The sequence below is a fragment of the Xanthomonas sp. SHU 199 genome (assembly GCF_000364665.1).
Taxonomy (GTDB): domain Bacteria; phylum Pseudomonadota; class Gammaproteobacteria; order Xanthomonadales; family Xanthomonadaceae; genus Xanthomonas_A; species Xanthomonas_A sontii.
Genome location: NZ_AQOI01000401.1, coordinates 1 through 2,486, shown reverse-complemented (window position 1 = coordinate 2,486; position 2,486 = coordinate 1). Strand labels below are relative to the sequence as shown.

2 protein-coding genes are annotated in these 2,486 nt (G+C 73.6%); one reads left to right on the top strand and one right to left on the bottom strand.

Annotated features, from left to right (window positions below; all coding sequences use genetic code 11):
• Positions 1–1,315 (bottom strand): VanW family protein (locus D183_RS0113290; protein ID WP_232757273.1); only part of this gene is annotated, 1,315 nt, incomplete at its 3' end.
• Positions 1,316–1,509: 194 nt separating this feature from the next.
• Between D183_RS0113290 and D183_RS0113285 the strand changes: the two genes are divergently transcribed.
• Positions 1,510–2,486, top strand: a 977-nt coding sequence (locus tag D183_RS0113285) for an NAD(P)/FAD-dependent oxidoreductase (protein WP_017909429.1), incomplete at its 3' end; no start/stop codon positions are given.

Here is a 2,486-nt window from a genome sequence, read left to right as displayed (position 1 = left end):
TGAGCGCCGGCCGTTGCCATGCCAGCGCGAGGCCGCGGCTGCCGGCCAGCGCCAGCAGTTCGCGGTGCGGGGTGATCCAGCGCCGCGCCTGCGCCAGTGCCGCACGCTCGGCGGCGACCAGCGCCGGATCGGCGCGGAAATCGCGCAGGGTGGGACTGTGCGGATGCCGCTGCGCGGCCACGTCCAGGCGCGCCTGCAGCAGATGCATCGGCAAGGCGGTCATGTACACGTCCCAGCGCCGGCCCTGCAACTCGCCGGCCAGCCACAGCTCCGGCAACAGGCTCTGCGGCACCACCAGGTCGACATCGCGCGCGCCCAGGCGCCGCCGCAGCGCCTGCAGGCGGATGCGCTGCGCGCGCTGGCGCGCCTGCGGCAACGGCATGCCGCGCCACAACCACCAGCGCCTCAGCAGCGCCGCGCGCAAGGCCGCGACGCTGGTCCGCGGCAGCGCCAGCACGCGGTCGCCGGGTTGCTGCCGGCGTCGGCGGTCCGTGGCGAACTCCGGCCAGTCCTCGTCGACCAGCCAGGTGCGGTGCAGCCCATCGGGCACCGCTGGCACATGGCGATGGCAGGCACTGCGGCCGCAGCGGGTGCAGTCGTTGGCGGCGTCGACACCGGCCGGCGCGATGCGTCGCTGCAGCGGCGGCAACGGCAACGCCGCCGGCGCCACGGCACCGCCACGGATGCGCACGTGCAGCGCTTCGCCGTCCAGCCACACCTCCAGCCGCCACGGCGCGGCGGCGCGCAGGCGCAGGTCCACGTAGTTCCAGAACACCACCGCGTCGCGGTCGCGCTCGGCCAGGGAGCCGGCAATCACCTGGGTGTGGCGGTGCCGCTCGACGATCTCCAGGCCTTGCCGCAGCGCCGCGTCGTAGATCGCATTGGACACCTGGCACAGGCCACCGCCGATCGACGGCACCAGGCAGCCCTCGCGCAGTTCGCGGCCGGCGACGAAGCCGCGACGGCGGGTGGCACGGCCGAGCTGGCGCCAGAAACCGAAGGTCGCCCCGGCCGGCACCTCCACGCCGTGCAGCGCACGCGCGGCCAGGCGCAGATTGTGGATCTTGCCGGCCACCAGCTGCGACGCAGTCTCCTCGCTGTCGGGCCACAGCGCGGTGACGGATTCGGCACAGCTGCCGTCGGCGATCGCCAGGCCGGCGTCGCGCCGATGCCGACGCGGTCCGCCGCGCAGATCGTGCAGCGCGCGGCGCAGTTGCAGCGCACGGGTCTTGGCCCAGAACAGCAGGCTGCGCCAGCGCGACGGCAGCAGCGCCGGCGGCGGCGCCGATGCGCGCGGCTTCACTGTCGCTGGCATGAGCGTGCGTCCTCCATGTCGCTGACCGCGCTTGGCATCGCGCTACTATACGGACATGCAGGTCCGGCCCTCGACGAGCGCGCAGCGCCTTTTCGGCAGCGCGCGTTCCGGCGGATCGGTGCGCGCGCGAATGCGAGGCGACCGCCGCGCCGATACCGGACGCTCTCCTCTTTCTCCCGCTCCTGGAGTCCTGCATGAACGACACACCCGTGCCGCACCTGATCGTGGTCGGCGGTGGCTTCGCCGGCTTGTGGGCCACCCGCGCCCTGGCCAGGACGCCGCTGCGCATCACCCTGATCGACCGCCGCAACCATCACCTGTTCCAGCCGCTGCTGTACCAGGTCGCCACCGCCGGCTTGTCGGCGCCGGACATCGCCGCGCCGCTGCGGCAGATCCTGCGCCACCAGGACAACGTCGAAGTGCGCCTGGGCGAGGTCGTCGACATCGACAAGCAGGCGCGGCAGGTGCGCTTGGCCGACGGCCAGGCGCTGGACTACGACTACCTGCTGGTCGCCACCGGCGCCACCCACGCCTATTTCGGCCACGACGACTGGGCGGCGCATGCGCCGGGCCTGAAGACCCTGGACGACGCGCTGCAACTGCGCAGGCACCTGCTGCTGGCGTTCGAGCGTGCCGAGGCGGAAACCGACCCGGCCGCGCGCGCGGCCTGGCTCAGCTTCGCCATCGTCGGCGGCGGTCCCACCGGCGTCGAACTGGCCGGCACCCTGGCCGAGATCGCGCGGCACACGCTCAAGCATGAGTTCCGCCACATCGACCCGGCCGAGGCGCGCGTGCGGCTGATCGAGGCCGGGCCGCGAGTGCTGTCCTCCTTCCCCGAACATCTCTCGGCCAAGGCGCAGCAGCAGTTGGAAAAGCTCGGCGTGGAAGTACTGACCGGGGTGCCGGTCGCCGACATCGACGCCCATGGTTATCGCATTGGCGACGCCTTCGTGCCGGCGCGGACCGTGGTCTGGGCCGCCGGCGTGGCCGCCTCGCCGCTGGCGAAGACCCTGCAGGCGCCGCTGGACCGCAGCGGCCGCGTGCAGGTGCAGCCGGACCTGAGCGTGCCCGGCCATCCGGAACTGTTCGTGGCCGGCGACCTGGCCGCGCTGCAGCAGGCCGACGGCCGCCCGGTTCCCGGGGTGGCACCGGCCGCCAAGCAGATGGGCCG